Origin of the sequence: Granulicella sibirica, assembly GCF_004115155.1 — a bacterium.
Taxonomy (GTDB): Bacteria; Acidobacteriota; Terriglobia; order Terriglobales; family Acidobacteriaceae; genus Edaphobacter; species Edaphobacter sibiricus.
This window is the reverse complement of the sequence record NZ_RDSM01000002.1, coordinates 178,123-199,286: the sequence shown is the minus strand read 5'-3', so window position 1 is coordinate 199,286 and position 21,164 is coordinate 178,123. Positions and strand designations below refer to the sequence as shown.

At 61.8% G+C, this 21,164-nt stretch carries 17 protein-coding genes; 3 read left to right on the top strand and 14 right to left on the bottom strand.

Translation table 11 applies throughout. From position 1 onward, the window contains the following. Nucleotides 1-2 precede the first annotated feature (2 nt). Entirely contained in the window at nucleotides 3-413 is a 411-nt protein-coding gene (locus GRAN_RS11710; RefSeq protein WP_128913239.1) for a hypothetical protein, read from the top strand. A gap of 64 nt (nucleotides 414-477) precedes the next feature. On the opposite strand, the gene GRAN_RS11705 is transcribed toward GRAN_RS11710, so the two are convergent. The 7 genes from GRAN_RS11705 to GRAN_RS11675 all read right to left on the bottom strand — a co-directional run bounded on the left by GRAN_RS11705 (nucleotide 478) and on the right by GRAN_RS11675 (nucleotide 9,550). After that, entirely contained in the window at nucleotides 478-963 is a 486-nt protein-coding gene (locus tag GRAN_RS11705; RefSeq protein ID WP_161570944.1) for a 2'-5' RNA ligase family protein, read from the bottom strand. Between the two features lie 44 nt (nucleotides 964-1,007). Next, entirely contained in the window at nucleotides 1,008-1,523 is a 516-nt protein-coding gene (gene msrA, locus GRAN_RS11700) for a peptide-methionine (S)-S-oxide reductase MsrA (protein ID WP_128913237.1), read from the bottom strand. A 4-nt stretch (nucleotides 1,524-1,527) separates the two neighbouring features. Then, nucleotides 1,528-1,980, bottom strand: a complete 453-nt coding sequence (gene msrB / locus GRAN_RS11695; protein WP_128913236.1) for a peptide-methionine (R)-S-oxide reductase MsrB — start codon at nucleotides 1,978-1,980, stop codon at nucleotides 1,528-1,530. A 78-nt stretch (nucleotides 1,981-2,058) separates the two neighbouring features. Then, nucleotides 2,059-5,436: a translation initiation factor IF-2 gene (infB, locus tag GRAN_RS11690; RefSeq protein WP_128913235.1), complete on the bottom strand. Its 3,378-nt coding sequence runs from the start codon at nucleotides 5,434-5,436 to the stop codon at nucleotides 2,059-2,061. A gap of 130 nt (nucleotides 5,437-5,566) precedes the next feature. Continuing rightward, a complete protein-coding gene (gene nusA, locus GRAN_RS11685; RefSeq protein WP_128913234.1) occupies nucleotides 5,567-7,165 on the bottom strand; it encodes a transcription termination factor NusA in 1,599 nt (532 codons plus the stop codon). A 93-nt stretch (nucleotides 7,166-7,258) separates the two neighbouring features. After that, the gene (locus GRAN_RS11680; RefSeq protein WP_128913233.1) at nucleotides 7,259-7,858 is read right to left on the bottom strand and encodes a ribosome maturation factor RimP; all 600 of its coding nucleotides are present in this window, start codon (nucleotides 7,856-7,858) and stop codon (nucleotides 7,259-7,261) included. 180 nt (nucleotides 7,859-8,038) lie between these two features. Beyond that, the gene (locus GRAN_RS11675) at nucleotides 8,039-9,550 is read right to left on the bottom strand and encodes a hypothetical protein (RefSeq protein ID WP_128913232.1); all 1,512 of its coding nucleotides are present in this window, start codon (nucleotides 9,548-9,550) and stop codon (nucleotides 8,039-8,041) included. 196 nt (nucleotides 9,551-9,746) lie between these two features. Between GRAN_RS11675 and guaB the strand changes: the two genes are divergently transcribed. Further along, a complete protein-coding gene (gene guaB, locus GRAN_RS11670; RefSeq protein ID WP_128913231.1) occupies nucleotides 9,747-11,273 on the top strand; it encodes an IMP dehydrogenase in 1,527 nt (508 codons plus the stop codon). Between the two features lie 104 nt (nucleotides 11,274-11,377). Here guaB and GRAN_RS11665 read toward each other — a convergent pair whose 3' ends face one another. The 3 genes from GRAN_RS11665 to GRAN_RS11655 form a co-directional block, all read right to left on the bottom strand. After that, on the bottom strand, nucleotides 11,378-11,821 hold the full coding sequence (locus GRAN_RS11665; protein WP_128913230.1) for a DUF1801 domain-containing protein: 444 nt from the start codon (nucleotides 11,819-11,821) through the stop codon (nucleotides 11,378-11,380). A 53-nt stretch (nucleotides 11,822-11,874) separates the two neighbouring features. Then, on the bottom strand, nucleotides 11,875-13,170 hold the full coding sequence (locus GRAN_RS11660; protein WP_128913229.1) for a hypothetical protein: 1,296 nt from the start codon (nucleotides 13,168-13,170) through the stop codon (nucleotides 11,875-11,877). A gap of 81 nt (nucleotides 13,171-13,251) precedes the next feature. Beyond that, entirely contained in the window at nucleotides 13,252-15,507 is a 2,256-nt protein-coding gene (locus tag GRAN_RS11655) for a prolyl oligopeptidase family serine peptidase (protein WP_128913228.1), read from the bottom strand. Nucleotides 15,508-15,678: 171 nt separating this feature from the next. Here GRAN_RS11655 and GRAN_RS11650 point away from each other — a divergent pair, with 171 nt between their 5' ends. Then, nucleotides 15,679-16,644 (top strand): AraC family transcriptional regulator, encoded by a 966-nt coding sequence (locus GRAN_RS11650; RefSeq protein WP_128913227.1) that lies wholly within the window; start codon nucleotides 15,679-15,681, stop codon nucleotides 16,642-16,644. 79 nt (nucleotides 16,645-16,723) lie between these two features. On the opposite strand, the gene GRAN_RS11645 is transcribed toward GRAN_RS11650, so the two are convergent. The 4 genes from GRAN_RS11645 to GRAN_RS11630 form a co-directional block, all read right to left on the bottom strand. Further along, entirely contained in the window at nucleotides 16,724-17,902 is a 1,179-nt protein-coding gene (locus GRAN_RS11645) for an alpha/beta hydrolase (protein WP_128913226.1), read from the bottom strand. A 120-nt stretch (nucleotides 17,903-18,022) separates the two neighbouring features. After that, nucleotides 18,023-18,781: an EAL domain-containing protein gene (locus tag GRAN_RS11640; RefSeq protein ID WP_241654519.1), complete on the bottom strand. Its 759-nt coding sequence runs from the start codon at nucleotides 18,779-18,781 to the stop codon at nucleotides 18,023-18,025. 245 nt (nucleotides 18,782-19,026) lie between these two features. After that, the gene (locus GRAN_RS11635) at nucleotides 19,027-20,325 is read right to left on the bottom strand and encodes a M23 family metallopeptidase (protein ID WP_128913224.1); all 1,299 of its coding nucleotides are present in this window, start codon (nucleotides 20,323-20,325) and stop codon (nucleotides 19,027-19,029) included. 51 nt (nucleotides 20,326-20,376) lie between these two features. Further along, a complete protein-coding gene (locus tag GRAN_RS11630) occupies nucleotides 20,377-21,159 on the bottom strand; it encodes a TIGR03435 family protein (protein ID WP_128913223.1) in 783 nt (260 codons plus the stop codon). Between the last annotated feature and the right edge of the window lie 5 nt (nucleotides 21,160-21,164).

Here is a 21,164-nt window from a genome sequence, read left to right as displayed (position 1 = left end):
GCATGTACAAAATCAACTCTGTAGCAATTTCCGATATGAGTTTCCGATATGTCGCTAGCGTCATTGCTGGAGCGGTCTTATTCCTATATTTCTTCCAACCTTTTCTGCCGTACTCACAGCGTAGCCAGTCGTCACTCAACTGGTGGCCATTTGCAGTAGCCGCGCTGATCTGTGGTTTCCTGTTAAGTCTCGGCCTAAGGCGTCGCCGTTTCTGGGTTCCGACTTGCTTACTGTTGACGCTGTTCGCCGCGAATGCCGTTCTGATCGTGGTTGACTCAATTACCCGCGCTGCCGATCACAACTTGTTTCCCATCGAGTTTCTGTTCATTGCTCTACTGACGTCGCCGGCCTATCTCGGGGCTTTACTCGGTGCCGCCGTTGACCGGTTTAGAGCTCGCGGGGCGAAAACGTAGGGGCGATCTGTCGATCAGTGCCCGTAGGCGTCCTCAGAGCGTTTTCGGCAAACTCGACTGGAGCCTAGCGTAGACGCGTGGGATCAAAAGGATAATCACTGAGGCGCTCCCACGGCCCACCCAGATAACGCCAAAGCGTAAAACCGACGGCATGCGGCTCGACGAGCGAAACAGCCTGCACCTCCGGAAGCGTGCGCCGCGCAGTCTCAGCATCTACCTTGTTCTGAACCACAATGTGTGGCTGGAAGCGCTGTCGATCCTGCGGGATGAGATGTTGCTGAAAGCCAGCAGCGAGTGTCGCGTGGAGCATTCTAGCCGCCTCGGACTGGAAGAAGACAGCGACTCCCCGACCGATAGGACGCGGCATGGGGTTAGTGAGCAGAAAGCTTGAATTAGCCTGGGCCACTTCGCGAAGCACCTGCCTCGTGCGTTCTTCGTCGGGAAGCTGATGGAAGAGGGTAAGGTGTGCCGGGATCACATTCCGTTCCGGCGGAAAATAACGACGGCGCAGGCCCTCATAGAAGGCCTGCGCCGTGTCGTCAATCTGCAACGTGAGAATGAGCGGCTGGCTCAGATGAGTGTCCAGACCGTCTCTTACACCGTAGCCGCAACAGCCCGCTTCGGCAGCACCCAGTTCTTACGCACATAGTGGCACGTATACCCATTCGGAATCCGCTCCAGGTAATCCTGATGCTCCGGCTCAGCCTCCCAGAACGCCGCCGCCGGAACAACCTCGGTCACAACCTTGTTCGGCCAGAGCCCCGAAGCATCGACATCGAGAATCGTCTCCTCCGCAACCCTCTTCTGCTCGTCCGACGTGTAAAAGATGGCCGACCGATAGCTCGACCCGACATCATTTCCCTGCCGGTTCTTCGTGCTTGGATCATGCACCTGGAAGAAGAACTCCAGCAGCGTCCGGAAGCTCAGCTTAGCCGGATCGAAGACCACCTCGATCGCCTCCGCATGCCCATCGTGCCTGCGGTACGTCGCGTTCTCCACCGTGCCGCCCGTGTACCCTACCCGCGTCGAAATCACGCCGGGATAGCGCCGGATCAGATCCTGCATTCCCCAGAAACATCCACCCGCCAGAACCGCCTTCTCCGTAGCCATATCGTTACTCCTTTTCCTTTTCAAACAGCTTGAGATACTCGCCGTACCCTTCGCTCTCCATCTCATCGAGCGGAATGAACCGCAGCGAAGCCGAGTTGATGCAGTAGCGCAACCCGCCCAGTTCCTTCGGACCATCATCAAAGACGTGCCCAAGGTGGCTGTCGCCATGCGTCGAACGAACCTCCGTCCGCCTTGCCCCGAAGCTCCCATCAAACCGCTCTTCCACGTGCGCAGGCTCAACCGGCTTCGCAAAGCTCGGCCATCCGCAACTGCTGTCGAACTTGTCGATCGACGTGAAGAGCGGCTCACCCGAGACGATATCGACATACAGCCCCGGCTCATCCTGATCCCAGAAAGCGTTCTCGAACGGAGCCTCGGTCCCGCTCTGCTGCGTCACGTGAAACTCTTCCGGCGTCAGCCTAGCAATGGCCTCCGCGCTCTTCGTGTACTCCGCCATACATCTGCCTCCCGACCAAAAACTAAGGGCCGAGACAGAAGTCCCGGCCCTTATTGGATGCAGCAAGTGCGTTTTCGATTAAGCGTTCACCGGGGTAGCCGCCGCAGCGGCCGCGGCTGCAGCAGCCGCCTCGCGATCCTTCTCAGCCTTCTCCGCCTTGCGAACCACGAGCGTGTTCTGCCCAAGCTCGTCGGCCATCTTCTCCGTCGTGAACGTCTCGATCACATCGCCCACGCGGATATCCTTGTGGCCGGCCAGATCGATACCGCACTCGACACCCTCGCGAACCTCGCCGACGTCGTCCTTGAAGCGCTTGAGCGACGAGATCTTACCCTTCCAGACCTCGACTCCGTCACGCAGCAAGCGAGCCTGCGCCGAACGCTTGATCAGGCCATCGGTCACGCGGCAACCCGCAATCTGACCGACCTTGGTGATCTTGAAGACGTTGAGCACTTCCGCGCGTCCCGAGTAGTTCTCCTTGAAGACCGGATCGAGCAGGCCGTACATCGCCTTCTCCATCTCGTCGCGAAGCTCGTAGATGATCGAGTGCAGACGAACCTCGACGTTCTCGCGATCGGCCAGTTCCTGCGCCTTCCGCTCCGGACGAACGTTGAAGCCGATGACGACCGCATTCGAAGCCGAAGCGAGCAGGATGTCCGACTCGGTAATGGCACCGACACCCGAGTGCAGCACGCGAATCCGAACCTTCTCGGTCGACATGTGCTCCAGATCCTCGGCAATGACCTCGACCGAACCCTGCACATCGCCCTTGACGATGATGTTGAGGTCCTTGACGCCAGCCTGCTTGATCTGTTCCGCCAGTCCTTCGAGCGAGACCCGCGAGCTCTTGGCAAGCTGCGCCTCGCGTTCCTTCATCTTGCGGTACTGCGCAATGCCCTTGGCCTTGTCGCGATCCGCCATCACCAGGAAAGTGTCCCCGGCATCCGGCATGCCTTCAAGTCCGAGAATCTCAACCGGCGTCGACGGCCCGGCTTCCGTAATCGGACGTCCGCGATCGTCGAACATGGCGCGAATCTTACCGAACGTGTTGCCGACGATGTAGCTGTCACCCGTCCGCAGGGTTCCGTTCTGCACGAGGATGCTGGCAACCGCGCCGCGACCGCGATCGAGCTTGGCTTCGATAACCGTTCCGACAGCGGGACGCTCCGGCACAGCCTTCGGTGCCGCCACGTCCGCCACCAGGCAGATCATCTCTTCGAGCAGATCGAGATTCAGCTTCTGCTTCGCCGACACCTCGACGAACTCGACATCGCCGCCCCATCCCTGGAGCTGCAATCCGCGCTCGGCAAGCTGCTGCTTCACACGGCTCGAATCCGCACCCGGCTTGTCGATCTTGTTGATGGCCACGATGATCGGCACGTTCGCCGCCTTCGCGTGATCAATGGCTTCCAAGGTCTGCGGCATCACGCCATCGTCCGCGGCCACTACGATCACGACGATATCCGTGACCTTCGCACCGCGTGCACGCATGCGGGTAAACGCCTCGTGACCCGGGGTATCGAGGAACACGATCTCGCGCCCGAACGCCGGAGATTCCGGCTTCGACACACGTACTTTGTAAGCACCGATGTGCTGCGTGATCCCGCCGGCCTCACCCGCCGCCACATCCGTCTGCCGGATCGCATCGAGCAGGCTCGTCTTACCGTGATCGACGTGGCCCATGATCGTGACCACCGGAGCCCGGATGATCTCGACCATGCCGGTCGTATCTTCGAGGAAGCCTTCGATCGCCTCGTTCTCAAGCTGCTCTTCGACCGAGATCACGGTTGCATCCGCGCCGAACTGGCGCGCCACATCCTTCACCAGCTCGCCTTCGAGCGACTGGTTCACGGTCACGAACACGCCACGCATCAGCAATGAAGCGATGAGATCCTTGCCGCGCACATCGAGCTTCTCGGCCAGATCCTTCACCGAGATACCTTCCGTCACCGAGATCGTCTTGGTGATCGGCATCGGCTCGCGCGACATGGGCATACCGCCGTAACGCGGTGGCGGCTGGAAGCCCTTCATCGGGCCTTCCTTCACCTTCTCATAGCGCTGGCCTCCGCGACGCTGCCCAGGACGTGCGGCAGGGCGCATGCCCTCGCCCGGTCCCGGAGCAACTCCAGGAGCACCCGGAGCGCCACCCGGCCTCGGCGGAAAGCCCGGCCGTGGCGGGAAGCCCGGACGCGCACCCGGCGTAAAGCCAGGACGTCCCGGTACGCCACCCGGACCGCCAGGACCCGTCGGCGCATTGCGCGTCGGATGCATGGGACGGCGAGCGCCCGGAGCCATCGGAGGACGCATGCCCCCCGGACCCGAGGGTCCGCCAGGGCCACCCGGTCCGCCCGGCCGTGGCCGTTCGAAGATAGGACGGTTCCGAGGAGGAGCACCCGGAACAACCGCCGGAGCCGCATAGATCGGACGAGGCCCGGTCTGCGGCATGATCACACGACGCACCGGAGGAGCAGCCGGAGCGGCGGTAGCCGTGGCTTCCGGAGTAGACTCCGTGCTGACCGCATCGATCGTGGGCTCAACCACTGGTGCCGGAGCTTCCACGACTGGCTCGGGAGCCGAACTGGCCACCGCCGCCGACGAAAAAGCAGCCGTCGCTTCGGCGGCCGTCGTCGTGGGCTTCGTGCCCGCGGGACGCGCACCCGGAACGATGGGAGCCGTCGGAGCCGGTTTGGCAACAATAGTCCCTACCCCCGGAACCACAACCGGAGGACGCCCAACCGAAACTCCGCTCGGCGGACGGCTGGCAATCGCGGGAGGCGGCGCAACAATACGCGCACCCTGGCTCGGCAGAGGAACGATCCGGCGCGGACCAGCCTGGCTCGCACTTTGAGAAGCAGCCGCAGCAGGTGCGCTCGACGCGACGGGAGGCGCTGCAACCACGGGAGCCGCCGTAACCGGCGGTGCCGCAGCCACAACCGGAGCCGCTCCAGCAGTCGCCGCGCCGCTTGGGATCGTCCCTGCGGGACGCGCGCCAGGAGCCACCACCACAGGAGCGGCAGGGCGAGCGACAACAGGCTGAGCCACCACGGGCCGCGTCGAAAGCGTCTGGGCCGCGACCGGGGCGGACGAAGAAGGCGTCGCAACCACGGGACGGACCGGAGGATTCGCCGGTGCCACGACCACAGCCTGGGGACGCGGTGGCGGAGCATTCCGCGCAGCCTCGGCAGCCTGCTTGCGCTCGAGAATCGCCTTCAGCGCGTCACCCGGCTTCGAGACGTGCGATAAGTCGAACTTGGGCTTTGCCTCGACATGCGAACGGTTGCCGCTGCTCGTGCGCAGCGTCCCGTTGAAATAGGCGCGAACCTTCTCGGCCTGATCCTCCTCGATCGAGGAGGAGTGCGTCTTGCCGGACACGCCGATTGCTTCCAGCGCATCCAGAATCGGCCTGCTCTTGACTTCGAGTTCTCGTGCAAGATCATTGATGCGAACTTTGCTCATCCGTCCCTTTTCATCTCCCCTGCGGCGCTAGCTGGTCATATCAGCTCCATCGATGGAAGAATGTGTACCCTTACCGTTATTATCAACGAAATCGCAGGTTTTGCGACTCCAATCCTGTTGTGCGTGGCCGCTAACCACGGTCGTGCCCGTCCGTATCGATCCCCTCGTCGGAGACCTCCTGGCTCTCGGCCACAAGCTCATCCAACGTATCGTTGTCCGTCTCAATCGCGGACTCCCGATCGTCGTTATCACTGAACCCATCTACATTTGCCCTGGACTCTTCGAGCGCAGCCAGATCCTCGGCCGAAAGCGTCTCAACCTCTTCCGCTCCGCCCGCTTCCGCGGCCTGCGCCGCCAGGATCTCTTCCGGTGTCTTTGCCATCGACTTCTCCTCCGTCTCCGCGCCTTCCGCGGCGTTGGCGTCCTCTGCTGTTACCGGCCGCGTCTCATCCGGATCGTAGTGTCCGAAGTAGTGCCGCACCGCGACCGAGATCTTCTCGACCGTCTTCTCACCGATTCCCGGAACCTCTTCCAACTGCTCCGGCGTCATATCCGCCAGTTCCTCGACCGTCGTTATTCCAGCCGCGATCAGCTTCTCAAGGATCTGTTCGCCAAGCTCGGATACCTGCTCGATCGGCGTCGTCGGACCGCCGCTCATCGCCTGCATCTGCTGCTCGACTTCCTGGCGCTTCTCTTCCTCGCTCTTGATGTCGATCTTCCACTGCAGAAGCTTCGCCGCGAGCCGGACGTTCTGGCCCTTCTTCCCGATCGCCAGCGAAAGCTGCGTATCGTCGACGATCACTTCAATCTGCTTCTCGGCCAGATCCGTGATCGACACCCGGCTTACCTTCGCCGGCTGCAGCGCCTTCTCGGCAAACGTCGTGATCTCTTCCGAGAACTCGATGATGTCGATCTTCTCGCCGCGCAGTTCACGAATGATCGACTGAACCCGCATGCCCTTCATGCCGACGCACGCGCCAACCGGATCGACATCCTTATCCCGGCTCATGACGGCGATCTTGGTCCGTTCGCCCGCCTCACGCGCGATCGCCCGGATCGAAACCGTTCCATCATAAATCTCAGGCACTTCGCTCTGGAAGAGGCTCTGCACCAGCGCCGGAGCGGCACGGCTCACAATCACCTGCGGCCCCTTCGCCGCACGGTCCACGCGCAACAGCACAACGCGAACCCGCTCGCCCACGGCAAACTGCTCCAGCCGGCTCTGCTCCCGCTTCGGCATCCGCGCTTCGGCCTTACCCAGGTCGAAGATCACATCCATCGGCTCCAGCCGCTTCACCGTCGCGTTCAGAACCTCGCCCGCGCGGTGGTTGTACTCGTTGAACACGGTATCGCGCTCGGCCTCGCGCACCTTCTGGAAGATGACCTGCTTCGCCATCTGGGCGGCGATGCGCCCAAGCGGAGTCGTGTCCTTGTAGAAGCGAAGCTCGCCGCCGACCTCGACCTCGGGCGCAAGCTCACGCGCCTGCTCCAGCGAGATCTGGTTCATCTCGTCCTCGACCTCTTCCGGAGTCTCGACGACCGTCTTATAGACATAAGCCCGGATCTCGCCCGTCTCCTTGTCCATCTCGGCCCGCATCGTCTCCTGGGTCTTGTAGTACTTGCGCGTCGCCAGCGCAATCGCATCTTCGACAGCACCCACCACGACCGCGGGATCAATCCCCTTGTCGCGGCTCAACATCTCGATCGACTGATACAGAACACTTGCCATTCGTCACACATCCTTCATGATCAAAAACTGCGGACAAGCCAGAAACCCGCCGCTCCAAACTAACCCTGAAACTAAAACGTTGTTTCGCCGGACTTAGATCTCGGCGACCAGATGCGCTTTCTCAACATTCAGCAGCGCAATCTCGACCGTCTGTGCCTCGGCCGTCGCCTTCTTCGCCTTACCCTTCTGTTTCACGGCCGAAAGATCGAGCGTCAGGTTCCCGCCTTCGAGCTTCACCAACCGCCCTTGCCACTGCCTGTTCGCCCCGTTTCCATGAGTAACGACAGGCGAAAACGTCTGTAGTTTGACGAGGCTTCCGGTAAAGCGCTGATAATCCTCAGCCTTCACCAGCTTCCGTTCAAGGCCCGGGGAGGAGACCTCGAGCGTGTACTCCGCTCCGGGGATCAGGTCCTCGACATCCAGAACCGTCCCGAAGTCCTGCGCGAACTGCACGCAATCCTCATGCGTCACGCCGGAGAGCATCTCGACCGGAACGCCCTTCGGCAGGTCCAACTCAGCATCCGCCTCGGCGGCGGCCTTCAGCTTGGCCCGCTCCTCAGCGTCTTTTTCGAGATACACCCGCAACGTGCGGAACTTCGAGCCGCCGGTAAACTCGACATCCACCACGTCCAGATGATGGGATGCCGCGACCCGCGAAGCTACTGCCCGAATTTCGTCCAACTGAATCGCCATAGAGTGCTGAAAGCCCGTTCTGTAACCTGAAAATCACGTGCGGCAGTGGTTCTCAAACCAACTTTGGAGCAAAGAAAAAGTGGGCATCAGCCCACTCCTCCCTTCCGTCCCCCACGGTGCGTTCACGAGAGGCTATCTGACGGAACAAATTCGTCTGCAATTGTGATGATACGCCAGCCTTCACCCAATTTCAACAGGACCACCCACCCGCCTCCCTCGCCGCCATTCCCACACCTGCCACAGAAATACCGCGGCCACCATCACCACGAGCGCATGCGTCTCGAATCGGAACCGCATGTTCTCCCCCACCTCAACCACCGTCACCAGCACAAACAGGTACGTCACCGTCAGCGTCAGTACCATCGCCACAATCCTCTGCTCCCGGCTTCCCGCCCAGATCCTCTTGCCCCAGAAGAACGAGAGCAGGCACCCAAACACAAGCAGGTGCGCCACCACCACCCCGGCGCACACGCTGCTGATCCGTCCGCCTCCCGGAATATAAGCAGCCTGCGCCTTCCCCGCACGCGTGACGGGTCGCAGCGTGACAATCCCGCAGCACACCGCGTCCACCGCCTGGTCGACCCGTACGATCCGCTGGTACTGCTCGACGCTCGGATCCCAGAACCACCACGGATACCCGAGCGTGAAGTAGTCCGACGACGGCCGCAGGTAATACAGCATCCCCAGCATCATCGTGCGCACGTAATCCTGCGGGTCGTGCCGCAGCAGGAACCTGTCCTCCTTCGCCTGCTGATCCAGCATCTCCAACCGGCTCAGCCCGTTCCAGTTCGGAGCCCCATCGGACTTATGCGTACTATCCAACTCGGGTGACCCCGTCTTAGCCGTCGGCCACGTACGATCAAGCCACGCCGATTCCTGCTGAATCACCGGCCTGTTGAACGTCGGCAAAAGCCCCTGCCGCACCCATCCCGCCACTGGCTCGTCATACGGTGGGCCCGGCCAGTGGCGCGACACGCTGTACGGCCCCCATGTCGTCGACGTAAAGTGCCGGAACATCACATAGTTCTTCGCCGGCCAGGCCATCGCCAGCAAGACTCCCACCAATCCCACCCGCAGAATCTGCCGCCTGTTCTCCGGCATCTGCCACCAGAGCAGCGCGAACACCGCCGCCACCCACGTCCACTGGTACGACGACCGCAGAAGCGTCAGCGTAATCGCCAGCGCCATCAGCCAAAGCAGCGCCCGGTTCGATCGCCACCGTACAAAGCACACCAGCGCCAGCGCGATGAAGCAGTGCAGCGCGTAGACGATCACCGTATAGAGCGCGTCGAACTCCCACAGCACAAGCGCGGGATTCAGAAGCAGCAACAGGCTGACCGCAAAACTCGCCATCGGAGGCAGATCCAGCAGAATCAGCGCGAAGTACACCGCGATTCCCGCCCCCAGCGACAGAAGAAGCTGAAACCCCGCCACCACGCGCCCGAACCCAGTCCCGCCGATCTTCTCCGCAACGCCGATCAACATGTTGAACAGCGGCGGCTGCCCATGCAGGTGCAGCAGTCCGCGCAGAAGATGATGGTGCAGGATCTCCAGGTCCAGAAGCTGAACCAGCCACACCGACTCGTTGCCCAGGTAATGGAAACCAGCCGCAATGGCCCATCCACGCGTCACGACGAAGAGCAGAAGGAGGATAGCGACATGCGCCATCTTCACTTGTGCAGGTCGAGACATCTGGGCCATCTGCAAAGTCTAGCCGCTCACCTCCCGCCGGGACACGAATTGAATCGAAATGGCGCGAGGCTCCATCAAAATCCGATACACAAAGTTGCCCCAAACCGGCCGCGTCCCTACAATCGAACAAATCCAAACGGCCTAAACCCAGTCAAAACAGCCCGGCCCGCAGAAATCGAAGTCCAAAAGACCACCTATGATCCTCGCCAGCATCCCCGAAGCCCTCACCTTTGACGACGTCCTCCTCGTTCCCGCCTATTCCGACGTCATCCCGACCCAGGTCAGCACCCAGACCCAACTGACCAAAAACATCACCCTCACCACCCCCCTCATGTCCGCCGCCATGGACACCGTCACCGAATCCCGCCTCGCCATCGCCATGGCCCAGCAGGGCGGCATGGGCGTCGTGCACCGCAACCTCACCATCGAGCAGCAGGCCGGCGAAATCGACAAGGTCAAGCGCTCCGAGTCCGGCATGATCGTCGACCCCGTCACGATCTCCCCCGACCGCCCCATCGCCGCCGCCCTCGAGGTCATGCGCCGCTTCAAGATCTCCGGCATCCCCGTCACGCGTGACCGCAAGCTCGTCGGCATCCTCACCAACCGCGACCTCCGCTTCGTCAACGACACCACCATCCTCATCGACGACGTGATGACCAAGAAGAACCTCATCACCGTCCCCGTCGGCACCACCCTCGAAGAAGCCGAGACCATCCTCCACGAGCACCGCGTCGAAAAGCTCCTCGTCGTCAACGACCAGTACGAGCTCAAGGGCCTCATCACCGTCAAGGACATCCAGAAGAAGCTCAAGTACCCCAACGCCAGCAAGGACGCCCAGGGCCGCCTCCGCGTCGCCGGGGCCATCGGGGCCACGGGTGACTTCCTCGAACGCGCCGCCGCCCTCATCGAGGCCCGCGTCGACGCCCTCGCCATCGACTCCGCCCATGGCCACTCCTCGCGCGTCCTCGAAGCCGTCGCCGAGTGCAAGAAGGCCTTCCCCCACATCGACCTGCTTGCCGGAAACATCGCCACCTATGAAGGCGCCATCGCCCTCATGGACGCAGGCGCCGACGCCGTCAAGGTAGGCATCGGCCCCGGATCCATCTGCACCACCCGCATGGTCACCGGCGCCGGCATGCCCCAGATCACCGCCATCTCCGAGGCTTACCGCGCCTCGCAGGAACGCGGCATCCCCATCATCGCCGACGGCGGCATCAAGTACTCCGGAGACGTCACCAAGGCCATCGCCGCCGGAGCAAGCGTCGTCATGATGGGCTCCCTCTTTGCCGGAGTCGACGAGAGCCCGGGCGAGACCATCCTCTACCAGGGCCGATCCTTCAAGGCATACCGCGGCATGGGCTCGCTCTCTGCCATGGCCCAGGGCTCGGGCGAGCGCTACTTCCAGGGCAAGGACGACATGAACGAGATCGCCATGAGCGAGCGTCCAAGCCTGACCGCCCGTGAGACCACAAGTCAGAACCGCCTCGCCAAGTTCGTCCCCGAAGGCATCGAAGGCCGCGTCCCCCATCGCGGACCTCTCGAAGCCATGGTCTACCAGCTCGTCGGCGGCCTCCGCTCCGGCATGGGTTACCTCGGCTGCGGCACCATCGAGGAGCTCCAGCAAAACGCCCGCTTCATCCGCATCTCGAACGCCGGCCTCCGCGAATCCCACGTCCACGACGTCGTCATCACCCGCGAAGCCCCCAACTACCACGCCGAGTAACTCGCGACCACCAGCATCCGCGTGCCCCACCCTCACCGACAGCCTCATCGTCGGTTAGGGTGGGAGGGTAAGCAATCCACTCGCCGCCGTTGCCTCTCTGGTTGTCATTCCCGAAGGGAATCTGCGTCTGTCGTTGCCTTTGCCCGCCCCACCTTTGCCTTGCTCTTCCCTTTCAGATTCAGCCCCACCGCAGCCCGAACAAGCTCCGTCAAAGCCCCCTCGCTCACCGCTTCCCCCTCACGAATATCGATAGCCCGTCGAACATTCCCCTCAAGACTCGAATTGAAGAGCCCCGAAGGATCCGCCAACGCCGCTCCCTTCGCAAAGGTCAGCTTCACCACCTGTTTGTACGTCTCGCCCGTGCAGATAATCCCGCCGTGCGACCACACCGGAACCCCCCGCCACTTCCACTCTTCCACGACCTCAGCGTCCGCCGCCCGAATGATGCCCCGCACCCTGGCCAGCATCTCCCCCCGCCAGTCGCCAAGCTCCTTGATCCTCCCATCGATCAGCGCAGTTGCAGCCTCCACCGGCGCAAGCTTCTTCATCACACCCTCCGACTTACGCACCCAATGTAGCCGCGCTGAGCGGAAGCCGCAACTTAGTTCGACAGCCCCTTCCGCTGCACCTTGCCTACGATCACGTGCGTCACCAGATCCGTCACCGAATCGTTCCAGACATCGCAATGATCCTTGATCACATCCTTGCCCACATTGAAGATCCAGAACGGTCTCTTGTCGTCTCCCGGAATCTGGGTCCGCCCCGGGATCGCATGCACCGATTTCATCACCGCAGCCGTGCCACTGCCGACTGAGAAACAGATGGCGGCGTCCTGTCCGCAACCCGGCACAGGGTCCGCATGCGTGTGCAGCGACCACGTGTTCGCCGCCGAGATCAGGCGAAGATGATCCGACGTCAACGCCGGAAAGACAAAATTCGCGATCGGCATAATGATTCCCGTTGCCAGGTCGGCGTGAGACGTCACAGCGAGGTAAAACGGGTTCGCTCCGCAGATCGGGGCCTGAGGCTCCGCCGCGCAGGTGCTCTGCGTCTCCTTGATCGTCTCGCGGGAGACCGTCGAAGCCGTTGCCGCATTCACATAGAAGATCAGGTCGACGGGAAGATCGCTGTTCAGGGTCAATGCCTCCGCCTGGGCGGTCATACTCTGCGATCTCCGCATCTGGGCGTACCGCTGCACATTGGTTCGATAGACCCGCATGAAACCCGTATGCTTGGAATCCTTGGTCTCCGCCGCATTCTCAAGAACCCTCGCCCCGAAAGAATGCCCCGCGACGACAAGAACATACTGATCCCGTTGCGGCTTGGCGGCGGCTTCAATCTCCGTCAGCGCCTGATACATTCCGGTTTGCCCGACATGCCGGGCCACCCCTCGCCGCGGCCAATAGCTAAAGACATGCTTGAACGGTTCGACCGTAAACGTAAGTCCTCTCCACGCGAGATAGATCCCGACGACCTTCAGCGGCCTGGCCGCCGCCCCCTGCTCATCCGCAAGCCGTGTCAGCAGCGTGTCCCGGAAGTGGCATACATCCTGGCAATCGCCCGGCACTTCGTCCGCGTTGTTCTCCCATCCGTGGATATAGATCATCACGATGGCGGACTGGTCGCCCTTTGGACCGGTGGCCTTTTTCACCTGATCCAGCGCGTCCGTCAGCTCGACATGGTTCCAGGGCTGTCCCGCGTCGTTGTATTCGACAAAGTTGATCGTGAACGGGTTCCCTTTCGCCGTCGTATGCTCCTCGAACGAGGAGAGCCCATGCGGGCTCTTACACCCGTGGTCACTCGGCGGACAGCGATACTCCCGGTCCGGCACGTAGAACTCCGCCCGCGCGGACACCGCCAGAGTCACGAAGAACGCGAGAAGAAGGACGCGACGCATACCGAGACATATAGCCTCGCCCGTCTCCTAAGACAAGAGAAAATTCGATAAGAATCTATAGCCCGCCCACTCGGATTTCCTTCATCGCCCGTGTCCTTCGGCCCCTGCCACCACCATAGGCTGAAACCCAGCATCCCCGAAGTTCCAAAGAAAGAACGTAAAGATATCCGTCCAGTCCGATACCTGCTGCGCGACGGTGTCCGTAATCCCGTGCCCCGCGTCATAGTTCACTCGGAACAGAATCGGCTTCGTCCCGCCATTCGCGGCCTGCAGACGCGAGGCCATCTTCGCCCCCTCCCACGGATCCACCCGCGGATCGTTCGCGCCCGCCGTCACCAGCGTCGCCGGATACTTCGTGCCCGGCAAGACATGCTCATACGCCGCCATCTCCCGCAGCGCCTTGAACCCATCCTCTTCCTTCACCGAGCCAAACTCGGGAATATTGGCCGGCCCGTTAGCCCCCGTCTCTTCGCGCAGCATATCCGAGCAAGGAACCCCGTCCACCGCCGCCGCGAACAGATCCGGCCGCTCCGTAATCGACCGCCCAATCAAAACCCCACCCGCCGACTGGCTCCAGATCCCAAGCCTCTCCTTCGACGTGTACTTCGCATCGATCAGGTACTGCGCCGACGCAATAAAATCCCGCCAGGTATTCGGCTTGGTCAGCTTCTTCCCCGCCAGGTGCCAACCCTCGCCAAGCTCCCCCCCGCCCCGCACATGCGCGATCGCCAGCACGCCTCCGCGTTCAAGCCACGCCATGTTGCGTCGGCTGAAGCCCGGCGTAAACGCATCTCCATAGGCCCCGTACCCGATCATCGCCAGAGGAGCTTTTCCGTCCCGCACGAGCCCCTTCTTGTACACGATCGAAAGCGGCAGAGGCGTCCCGTCCAGACCCTTGATCGTCAGCTCTTCCGACACCAGGTCGGTCGGATCGATCCCGTTCGGAACCTTCAGGTGCATCGCCGTCAGCGTGGCTGTCTTCGGATCGTACCGAAACCCATCCCCCGGCTCCGTCCAGCTCGTCAGGTCGATCACCGCTCCCGGAGCCGACAACGCCGTCGCCACGGCGTCGGCATGCTCCTTCAGCGGCAGAGGAAGCATCACCGCCTTCGGCCCCGCGCCATACGGCAGGCGCAACACCCGCCCGATCCCGTTCTGCAGGCATTCAATATAGAGCCCGTCCTGGGCCGCATGCAGCACGTTCGAGCCGATAAACCCTCCGCTCAGCACCAGGTCGCTCCCTGGCAGCACAACCTCGGCCTTCTTCAGATCCGGATGCCCTGCATCCACGCGAAGGATCTTGCCGTTCAGCGTCCCATCGAAACTGACCAGGTAAAGATCGTCCCCATGCAGCGCCTCATCCGTCACCTTGTCGTCATGATCGGCTACCTTGCGCCAACCCGTGTGTGTCGTCAGCGCGGATGGCGGCCCAACATAGACCGAGCCGTATGGATCGACTCCGGGCGTCACCAGCGCGAAGGCGAACCTCGATCCCGGAACTGTCGCGGCAAACGGGAACGAGTACTCCGGAACATCGATGTCCGGCGAGACTCCCCGCCCGATCACCGTTACATCCTGCTCGACCGGCGTACCGAGAACATGCTGATGCACCATCACCCTGCGGTACTTGTCCGTCGGCGGTGCGTCCGGACCAAGCTTCTCAAGCTGAAGGTAAAAGTAGATCTTGTCATCCGCGGAAAACACGCCACCCTCCGTACGCTCAAGCTTCTCCGGCAACTCCCGCCCGCTCGCCGTCTCGTACAGATGAGCCGTCTTCTCCTCCGACCCGCCCGGCGAAAGATCGACGCTCACAAGCCTGCCATCATCCGCGGGAGAGTAGTCGTCCAGCGACACATGAGTCGTCGCCGTCGAAAGCTTCGGCAGATCCAGGAGCATGCGCTCCGTTCCGCCGCCCATGCGCACATAGAGGCTCGCCTGGTTCTCCCCGCGCTTGCGTTTCCGATAGAACAGATACGGTCCGGCCACCTTGACGTCCGTGATCGCCGCCTCTTCGGCATTCATGTAGCGCGACATCTCGTCCGCGAACGCCTTGCGTCCTGGAATGCTGTCCAGCACAGCCCGCGTATAGTCCGCCTGCCCCTTCATGAAAGCCACGACCTCAGGGGACTTCTGGTCCTCGAGATACCGGTAGGGATCGACCACCTGCTGCCCGAAGTATGTATCCGTCACCGGCCGCACCGGGGCCACCGGGGGAGGTGCAATCGACCTCTGAGTCTGCGCCACGGCGTCAAAACCAGGGAAGCTCACAGCCAGCAGGAAGGCAGCATTTGAAATAAGGCGCCTGAACATGCGAAAAGCATACACGCGCCCCTGCATCCAGCCCACTCCAATCGCGGGTGCCCCGCATCTCGCATTTTGAGATGTGGGATCGCGCACTGCCTTCTATCCGTCCCGAACCTGGATGGGATACAAAACAATACGATCTATACTGAAAGTCCGTACCATTGGTCTGATCGTCCGAAGGCTAATCCAGGAAGAACAACAAGAATGGACCCACTCTCAGACGTCCTCTCGCTCTTGAAACCCCGCAGCTATAACTCCGGCGCGTTCGAAGTGACGAGCGACCTCGCGATCCGCTTCCCCAGGCATCAGGGCATCAAGTGCTACGCCATGATCGCCGGCCAGTGCTGGCTCGTGGTGGAAGGCGTTCCCGGCCCCGTGCTCCTCGCCGCGGGAGACTGCTTCCTCTTGCCGCGCGGTCTCCCGTTCTGCCTCACGACCGACCTCTCCCTCACCCCGGTCGATTTCACCGTCATCCTCGAGGCACTGAAAAGCGGCAGCATGGTCCGGCGGAACGCGCCCGGCGACCGCTACATCGCCGGGGGACACTTCCTCCTCGAAGGCAGCCAGGCCGGCATGCTTCTGCAAACCCTCCCACCCATCGTGCATATCCGCAAGGAGTCCGACAAAGCCGCCATGCGCTGGTCGCTCGATCGCATGAGCGAAGAGCTGCGAAACCCGCAGCCCGGAGGCACGCTCATCGCGCAGCAACTCGCTTACATGATGCTCGTGCAGGCTCTCCGCCTGCATCTTGCCGAGGGCGCACGAGGCGGCGTCGGCTGGCTCTTCGCTCTCGCCGACAAGCAGATGAGCATCGCCATCACCTGCATGCACGACGCTCCCGGCCGCCAATGGACCCTGCAGGAGCTCGCCGAACGCGTCGGCATGTCACGCTCCATCTTCGCGTTGAGGTTCAAGGAGACCGTCGGCAAGACCCCCATGGAGTACCTCACCCGCTGGCGCATGATGCTCGCCGGAGACAAGCTGACCAGCTCCCCCGACTCCATCTCCGAGATCGCTCTCTCCCTCGGCTACGAGTCCGAGAGCGCCTTCGGCAAGGCATTCAAACGCTGCATGGGCTGCTCCCCGAGACAATACAGCCGCGGCAGCACCGCCGCCTCGCCCACGGAAGCCATCTACAGCAGCCACATGGAACTAGCCGCCGCCGTCTAGCGCTCACTGCCCCTGCCATTGCCTCTCTGGCTGTCATTCCCGAAGGGAATCTGCGTCTTCTGTTGCCGTTGCCTCACACCTACTGGAACAACAACGGCACAAAGTTGCTCAGGTTATCCCGCCAGACCATCCACACATGCCGGCCCGGCGTATACGTTACCTTCGGCGTTACATTTCGTTCCTTCAGCCACGCCACCAGCTTCTGGTTCGGCCCATAAAGTCCATCGTCTGTCCCGCACGATATCCAAAGCAGCTTCAGCTTTCCATTGACCGCCGCACCGGTCGCCGGAGTAATCGCCGGAAACTCCGCGTCGAACGGCCCGCTCCCAATCCCACCCGCGCTGAACCCTCCGACATACGCGAACTCCTCCGTGTGCCCAAGCCCGACCAGCAGGCTCTCCGCCCCACCCATCGAGAGCCCCGCAATCGCATGCTCTTCCCGCTTGGACGACAGCGGATACTCCTTCTGCACCCGAGGCATCACCTCGCGAAACAGCGCCTCGCCAAACTTCTGGAAGTTATCCCGCGGCAGCCCCGGATCCCGCCACGCCGCCCATCCCCGCGTGATCATCTCCATGTTGCCGTAGCCCAGCGGCATCACCACGATCATCGGCTTCGCCTTCCCCGCCGCCATCAGGTTATCCAGGATCAGGTTCGCCCGCGCCATCGATGTCCACGCACTCGCATCGTCGCTATACCCGTGCAGCAGGTAAAGCACCGGATACGTCTTCTTCGAACCGGCATCGAACCCGGGCGGTGTGTAGACGTAGTATTCGCTATCCGCCTGCACGATCGCCGAGTGATACAGATGATGATGCACCTCGCCATGCGGCACATCCGCGATCTCCCACGGCTTGCCCCCCGGCACCAGGAAGACGCTCTGCACGCTGAACGCGCTCGTCTTCACCATCGTGTTATGCGGGTCGGTAAAACTCACCCCATCCACGACGAAGTTATACGAGTAGTACTCCGGATCGAGATGTGGAACGGTGACCGTCCAACGCCCCGCGTCATCCTTCACCATCGGCATCGGAGCCGCGCCACCCTCAAGGGTAAGCTTCACGTCCTTCGCATTCGGCAAATCGAGCGAGAACACAGCCGACCCATCCGCCCCAACCACCGGATCCCCCTTCGGCGCGGCAACCAGCGGAACCGGAGCCGTCTCCTGAGTCACCTTTCCCGCGGCCTGTGCCGATCCGAGATAGTACGACGGAGCCAAAATAGCGAGCAGAGCCAGCATCATCCAGCGGCAGGACATCAGTTTCTCTTTACAGTTCACGTTGAGCGCATCCTTCGAGAGTCTTCTTCCGACGCTCAAAACTACCACAACGGCTCAACGTGATTGCCCCCGGCGAAGAGCATCGGCAACCCTGCCGCCTCAGGCAAGCACCCCCGGCAATTCCCGTGGTGTGGACGGAATGCGATAGGCCGTTTCGGTTTTGAGCACCCGTGGAAGCGTGAACTCTGGAAGAGCCTCAAAGGCGGGCTTTGCGAAGAGATAACCCTGCATCAGGTGGATCCCGCAATCGCGAAGCGCCTCGTACTCCTCCAACGTCTCCACACCTTCAGCGACAAGGTAGCTCCCAAGCGTCTTCGCCAGGTCCACCATGCTCCGAACGATAGCGTGCGCCGCGGGCCGCCGCGCGATGTTGCGCGTAAGAGCCATATCGAGCTTGATCACATCCGTCGGAAGATCGGCCAGCAGATTCAACCCCGAGAAGCCCGCGCCGAAGTCATCCAGCGCAACCAGGAAGCCGCGCCGCCGGTACTCCTCGATAATGCCGAGCAGGTGACTAGGATCGACCACCTCCTCCGACTCGACAAATTCGAAGATCAGCCGCTCTGCGGGAAAGTTCACCTGCCGTGCCGTCTTCAGCGTCAACTGGATGCAGGCGGACGCGCTATACACAGCGCCCGGCATGAAGTTGATCGAGAGACGCGCGCCCGTATCCACCAGCCCAAGCTTTGCCGCGAGTGTGATCGCCTGCACACGGCAGCCCTGGTCGAAGGCATACCGGTTCTCCGCCGTGACCTGTCCAAGAACAGATCCAGCCGACTGGCCTTCCGGTCCCCGGACGAGCGCTTCATACGCGAACACTTCCTCCGCGTTTACATCGACGATCGGCTGAAAAGCCATGCTGAATGGGAAAGGTTGTTCATGCCCGCCCTTGCATGCGCCACATGTATTCGGTGCGATCACGTGCATCGTGTGCCCCCGCTGACATGGAGGAACAGCAGGCACACGATGCCCGCCTTCACCCTCTGCCATTTTGAAATGCGGAACTGCCGTGCGTTCCCTGTGGAGACCATAGTGCCGAGTTCACGCCGTCTTGCAAATAACTCGAAGGATGTAGCGTGATATCCGTTCGCCTTCAGCCGTCCCTACTTCTCGAACCCAGCCACATCCACCCGCTTCAGCACATGGTCCTTGATCCAGTGCTCATCCCACCACTCCTTCGGATCGATCTGCACCCCATCCAGCTGCATCGCAAAATGAATGTGGTCGCCCCCCGCCATTCCGGTCATGCCGCTCAACCCCATCACCTGGCTCCGCTTCACCATGTCGCCCTCATGCACATCGATCCGGCTCATGTGTCCATAGATCGTCTGCAGGCCATACCCATGGTCGAGCACAACGCAGTTTCCATAGATCCCAAGCGGAGCCGCCCACACCACCTTGCCGTCATTCGAAGCCTCGACACCCACATGCTGCGTCACCGCAAGATCGTACCCAAGATGGACCTGCTGATCGATCTTCTTGCCGTGATACATATAGCTCCGCACATCGGCGAACGTCGCCTCCGCCTGCGAGTGCGCCTGCCGAATAAAGGGCTGATGCCAAAGGAAGCTATCCGCAGTCTTCAGCCGGAGATCGGCCAGCGTCCTGTTATTCGACTTGCGCATCTCCGTGTTCACCTTCACGAACCGCTCCACGGGATCGCCCGAACCACCCGGATCAAGCTCCCCAAGAACCTTCTGCATAAACTGGTCCGAGACCTGTATCTCGTGCTGCGTATAAACCGGCTGCTCCTTCTTCGGGAAGATGACCGTGAGTGGTGTCGAAACCTCGTTCGCCCCATTCGAAGCAAACACCACAGGCGTCGTCCCCTGCGGCATATTCCACGCAAACGCAAACAGCGAGAACATCCCCGGCTTCCCACCCGGCATGGGCCACGCCCGGAACGTCTGATCCCCAACCCGCACACCCGCCGACGTGGACGCACCCGTCACATTCAACGTAGCCAGGTCCGCCATGCCCAAATACAAATAGTGCTGCTCCGAGTCCGCGCTCACCGACGGCGGCTGCGTGACCACATTCACGTCACGCTCCACCCGCGTCTTCTCATGCATCAACCCGCCCGAAGTCGCCTCAAGCACAAGCTTCGCCGAGCCGTCTTTCAACTGCGGAGTCGTCTTTGCCCCAATCTCGAAGCTGACCGCGGTATCCGCCGCCTTCGACGGAGCCGCCAGTTCAAACGCCTTGTACTCCGCGCCATTCTGCGTCAGCGTAGCCGTAAACTTGCTCACCCCATGCGGATCCCGCACATGCACCGCAACCGGCGTCACCTGCCCAATCGTCGTCACAGACGAAGGGACATCCACCGTGGGCTTCTCACAGCCCGTTAAAGCAAGCAACATCGGCAACACCAGGAGATTTGCAGCAAGGATCGGAGTCTTCACATCCCGATTTTATCCCGCGCACGACCCACCGCACGGCGGCCTCACCTCGAATCAGTTTTCCGTAGGCTGCAGGATGGATTCGACCCGCAAGACATCCACATCGGCTCGAGTCGCCTCAAGCTTCAAGCCGAGTTGCTCCTGGATCGCCGTGAACAACCCGGGCGGCGAACCCGCCTCCACCTCCCCGTCCGCACCCTGGGCTTTGAACTGAGAGCTCACCGGCGTGTAGCGCAGATCGAAATCGAAGTGTCCGGCTATCCCCGTCTGGTCGACCACCGGGCGGGTAATATCACTCGTCGCGAAGCGTTGCAGAAAAGCAGCAAGATTCGCCAGCGTCCCGTTGCGCACCGCCAGCGTCCCCGGAGGTTCGAACCCGCCCGTCGCCGTGGGAAGGCCCTTCGCTTCCCCGTCATCCCTGGTGAACTTGATCTCCTTGCTTGTGCGTACGAGAGCGTACACCGGCAGCTCTCGCTTCTCCCGCCGCAGCACCAGGTGAAACCGGTCGCCGAGCAGCCGCCCGACCATCGCCTTCATCTCCTCCGACGACGGGCGCTTCTCCGTCTCAGGATCGGCAAGCACATCGAACTTCTCGCTCCGAAGCCAATCCGGACCGCCGACAATCTGGCTCGGATGCACGCTGTACGCATACAGCAGCAGCTCCTGAACCGTAATCCCACCAGCGGCGAACTTGTTCCCCCGGATCTGCGTGTACCTTTCCGTCTCCGGTGCGCTTGGCTTCACCGTTGCAACTTGAAAATCTCTCACCGTCTGCGCGGTGCCGAGGCCGACACAAAACGGGTTCAACAACACAAGCAGAAGTACGAGGCGCATCATGCGTC

Bases quoted from the DNA above. Each gene is read 5' to 3' on its own strand.
- GRAN_RS11710 (WP_128913239.1), top strand. From the start codon at position 3: ATGTACAAAATCAACTCTGTAGCAATTTCCGATATGAGTTTCCGATAT.
- msrA (WP_128913237.1), bottom strand. From the start codon at position 1,523: ATGGCTACGGAGAAGGCGGTTCTGGCGGGTGGATGTTTCTGGGGAATG.
- msrB (WP_128913236.1), bottom strand. From the start codon at position 1,980: ATGGCGGAGTACACGAAGAGCGCGGAGGCCATTGCTAGGCTGACGCCG.
- infB (WP_128913235.1), bottom strand. From the start codon at position 5,436: ATGAGCAAAGTTCGCATCAATGATCTTGCACGAGAACTCGAAGTCAAG.
- nusA (WP_128913234.1), bottom strand. From the start codon at position 7,165: ATGGCAAGTGTTCTGTATCAGTCGATCGAGATGTTGAGCCGCGACAAG.
- GRAN_RS11680 (WP_128913233.1), bottom strand. From the start codon at position 7,858: ATGGCGATTCAGTTGGACGAAATTCGGGCAGTAGCTTCGCGGGTCGCG.
- GRAN_RS11675 (WP_128913232.1), bottom strand. From the start codon at position 9,550: ATGTCTCGACCTGCACAAGTGAAGATGGCGCATGTCGCTATCCTCCTT.
- guaB (WP_128913231.1), top strand. From the start codon at position 9,747: ATGATCCTCGCCAGCATCCCCGAAGCCCTCACCTTTGACGACGTCCTC.
- GRAN_RS11665 (WP_128913230.1), bottom strand. From the start codon at position 11,821: ATGAAGAAGCTTGCGCCGGTGGAGGCTGCAACTGCGCTGATCGATGGG.
- GRAN_RS11660 (WP_128913229.1), bottom strand. From the start codon at position 13,170: ATGCGTCGCGTCCTTCTTCTCGCGTTCTTCGTGACTCTGGCGGTGTCC.
- GRAN_RS11655 (WP_128913228.1), bottom strand. From the start codon at position 15,507: ATGCAGGGGCGCGTGTATGCTTTTCGCATGTTCAGGCGCCTTATTTCA.
- GRAN_RS11650 (WP_128913227.1), top strand. From the start codon at position 15,679: ATGGACCCACTCTCAGACGTCCTCTCGCTCTTGAAACCCCGCAGCTAT.
- GRAN_RS11645 (WP_128913226.1), bottom strand. From the start codon at position 17,902: ATGTCCTGCCGCTGGATGATGCTGGCTCTGCTCGCTATTTTGGCTCCG.
- GRAN_RS11640 (WP_241654519.1), bottom strand. From the start codon at position 18,781: ATGGCTTTTCAGCCGATCGTCGATGTAAACGCGGAGGAAGTGTTCGCG.
- GRAN_RS11630 (WP_128913223.1), bottom strand. From the start codon at position 21,159: ATGATGCGCCTCGTACTTCTGCTTGTGTTGTTGAACCCGTTTTGTGTC.